A 3,242-nucleotide genomic window follows, 5' to 3' on the forward strand; every position below is an offset into this window, starting at 1 on the left:
TCCCCCGTCTTGCGCTGTTTTGGGGGTATCTTTTTTTTTTTAACCCCCCCCCCCTGCGGGCGGGGCGGCCCCCCGGCGGGCCCCCCCCCCTTCCGGCGTCATTCGCGGTTTACGGCTCGAACTTGTAGCCCAGGCCCCGCACCGTCACCAGGTAGCGCGGCGCCCCCGGGTCCGGCTCGAGCCTCTTCTTGACGCACCCCTCGCACCGCTTCGCGGGCTTCGGAGTGCTGCGCCGGACTCCGTCCGTCGGGCCGCAGGCACGCCGGAGACACCAATTCGGGGCAGCCGCACCCGCGGTTTACGGCTCGAACTTGTAGCCGAGGCCCCGCACCGTCACCAGGTAGCGCGGCGCCCCCGGGTCCGGCTCGATCTTGGCGCGGAGGCGCTTGACGTGGACGTCGAGGGTCTTGGTGTCGCCCACGTAGTCGGCGCCCCAGACGCGGTCGATGAGCTGCATGCGGGTCAGCACGCGGCCCGCGTTGCGCAGGAGCATCTCCAGGAGGTCGAACTCCTTCAGGGGCAGGTCGACCTTGGAGCCGGAGACCGTGACCACGTGGCGGTCGACGTCCATCCGGACCGGGCCCGCCTCCAGGGCCTGCGGGGTGACCTCCTCCGGCTCGCCCCTGCGGCGCAGGACCGCGCGGATGCGGGCCACCAGCTCGCGGGACGAGAAGGGCTTGGTGACGTAGTCGTCGGCTCCTATTTCGAGGCCCACGACCTTGTCGATCTCGCTGTCCTTGGCGGTGACCATGATCACCGGGACGTTGGAGCGGCCGCGCAGCTGGCGGCAGACTTCCGTGCCGGGCAGGCCCGGCAGCATCAGGTCGAGCAGGACGAGGTCGGCGCCGTTGCGCTCGAACTCGTCGAGTCCGTCCGGGCCGGTGGCCGCGATGGCGACCTCGAAGCCCTCTTTGCGGAGCATGTAGGACAGGGCGTCGGAGAAGGACTCCTCGTCCTCTACGACGAGCACTCGGGTCACGGAAGGACCTCCGGGGCAGGGATGGGTTCGTACGCTGTGGTCTCGTCGGGCCGTGCGGTGTCGGCGTCGTTGCCTAGTCCGCCGTGGCCGGATCCGCGGTCGCGGGTCGCGGCTGCTTCGGGCAGCCGCAGGGTGAAGGTGGAGCCCTGTCCCTCCGAGCTCCACACGGTGACCTCCCCGCCGTGCGAGGCGGCCACATGCTTGACGATGGCGAGGCCGAGGCCGGTGCCGCCGGTGGCCCGGGAGCGCGCCGGGTCTACGCGGTAGAAGCGCTCGAAGATGCGCTCCTTGTCCTTGTCGGAGATGCCGATGCCCTGGTCGGTGACGGCCACCTCGATGAGATCCCCGCCGGGTGCGGTGACCCGGCGGGCGGCGATGCCCACGCGGGTGCGGGCGGGGCTGTAGTTCACGGCGTTCTCGACGAGGTTGCCGAGCGCCGCCGCGAGCTGGCCGCGGTTTCCCCATATCTGCAGGTCGGCGGTGCCGCCCGCGGCCATGGTGATCTGCTTGTGGGAGGCCTGGTGGCGGCTGCGGTCGATCGCCTCCGCCACCAGTTCATCGACACGGACGGGTTCGGCGTCCTCCAGGGGGTCGTCGTTCTGGACCCGGGAGAGGTCGATGAGCTCCTGGACGAGGCTGGTCAGGCGGGTCGCCTCGATCTGCATCCGGCCGGCGAAGCGCTCGACGGCCTCGGGGTCGTCGGAGGCGTCCATGACGGCTTCGGAGAGGAGGGAGAGAGCCCCTACCGGGGTCTTCAGCTCGTGGCTCACGTTCGCCACGAAGTCACGTCGTACGGCTTCGATGCGGCGGGCCTCTGTGAGGTCCTCGACCAGCAGGAGCACCAGGCGGGAGCCGAGCGGGGCGACGCGGGCGGATACGGCGAGGGCCTCGCCCCGGCCGGTGCCGCGGCGCGGCAGGTCCAGCTCGACCTGGCGTATCTCTCCGTCGCGGCGGGTGTCCCGCGCCATCTGCAGCATCGGCTCCACGGCGAGCTTGCCGCCGCGGACCAGGCCAAGGGCGTACGCCGCGGAGCTGGCCTTCACGACGCTGTCCGCCTCGTCGAGGACGACGGCGGACGAGCGGAGCACGGAGAGCACCGTGTCGACGCCCGGTGGCAGTACGGGGTCGGTGTGCAGGGAGGTCCGGGTGGGGCGTTTCAGGTCGCGCTCGCTCCAGCGGAACGCCAGCATGGCGATGACACCGGTGCACACCCCGGCGATCGCTGCCGCTGCGGCGACCGCCGCGTTCACGTCCATGCCTCCAGGTTATGCGCCCTTTACGCACCGGCCACAGCCATACGGGTGCGGCCTCGAACACTCGTCGCCCAGAGTTCACCGAGGGGACGGGGATGGTTCACTTCGACCGAACGGGCCGACCGGGGCCGAGCAGGGGCCGCTCCGGGGCGGACGCTCCCCGTCGCCCATAGTTCACCTTGGTGACAGGGGCGGTTCATTTGGGATGTCGGAAACGGACGCGTCCGACCCGCACCGTGGGAGCGTGGGGGTCACCCCCCGGGACGTACTAGAGAGGGACATCCACATGCGGGACGCGTACCACGAGGAACTTGACTCGATCGGCGAGGGCCTGGTCGAGATGGCCCGGCTCGTCGGGTCGGCGATCGGGCGCGCCACCACGGCCATGCTCGACGCCGACCTGAAGATGGCCGAGAGCGTGATCGCCGCTGACCAGAAGGTCGACGATCTGCAGCATGAACTGGAGGCGCGCGCGATAGCACTGCTCGCGCGGCAGCAGCCGGTCGCCACCGATCTGCGGATCGTCGTCACGTCGCTGCGGATGAGCGCCGACCTGGAGCGCTCCGGCGACCTCGCCCAGCACGTGGCCAAGCTGACCCGGCTGCGTTTCCCCGAGTCGGCCGTGCCGCGCGATCTGCACGCGACGATTCTGGAGATGGGGCAGCTCGCGCAGCGGCTGATGGCGAAGGCCGCCGAGGTCATCATCACCAAGGACGTCGATCTCGCGCTGCAGCTCGAGCAGGACGACGACGAGATGGACCTGCTGCACCGCACGCTCTTCCAGCACCTGATGGACGACCGGTGGAAGCACGGCATCGAGACCGCCGTGGACGTGACGCTGCTGGGCCGTTACTACGAGCGGTTCGCCGACCACGCGGTTTCCGTGGCCAAGCGGGTCGTGTACCTCGTCACCGGTGAGCACGCGGATGAGATTCAGCAGGCGGGGGCGCCTGTGGAAGGGGCCTGAGGCCTCCTTCTCGGGCGTCAGGGTGTGCCCCGCACTTCAAGGT

At 70.2% G+C, this 3,242-nt stretch carries 3 protein-coding genes; 1 reads left to right on the forward strand and 2 read right to left on the reverse strand.

From position 1 onward, the window contains the following. Positions 1-298: 298 nt before the first annotated feature. Positions 299-979 carry a response regulator transcription factor gene (locus ACFWY6_RS32085; RefSeq protein WP_111665435.1) on the reverse strand — a complete coding sequence of 227 codons (681 nt, stop codon included), beginning with the start codon at positions 977-979 and terminating at the stop codon, positions 299-301. Continuing rightward, on the reverse strand, positions 976-2,235 hold the full coding sequence (locus ACFWY6_RS32090) for an ATP-binding protein (RefSeq protein WP_360776465.1): 1,260 nt from the start codon (positions 2,233-2,235) through the stop codon (positions 976-978). The genes ACFWY6_RS32085 and ACFWY6_RS32090 overlap by 4 nt, the downstream gene beginning before the upstream one ends. Positions 2,236-2,518: 283 nt before the next feature. Between ACFWY6_RS32090 and phoU the strand changes: the two genes are divergently transcribed. Then, complete coding sequence (phoU, locus tag ACFWY6_RS32095; RefSeq protein WP_360776687.1) at positions 2,519-3,199, forward strand: phosphate signaling complex protein PhoU; 681 nt, start codon at positions 2,519-2,521, stop codon at positions 3,197-3,199. The last annotated feature ends 43 nt before the right edge of the window (positions 3,200-3,242 follow it).

It is taken from the genome of Streptomyces sp. NPDC059037, assembly GCF_042740015.1.
GTDB lineage: Bacteria > Actinomycetota > Actinomycetes > Streptomycetales > Streptomycetaceae > Streptomyces.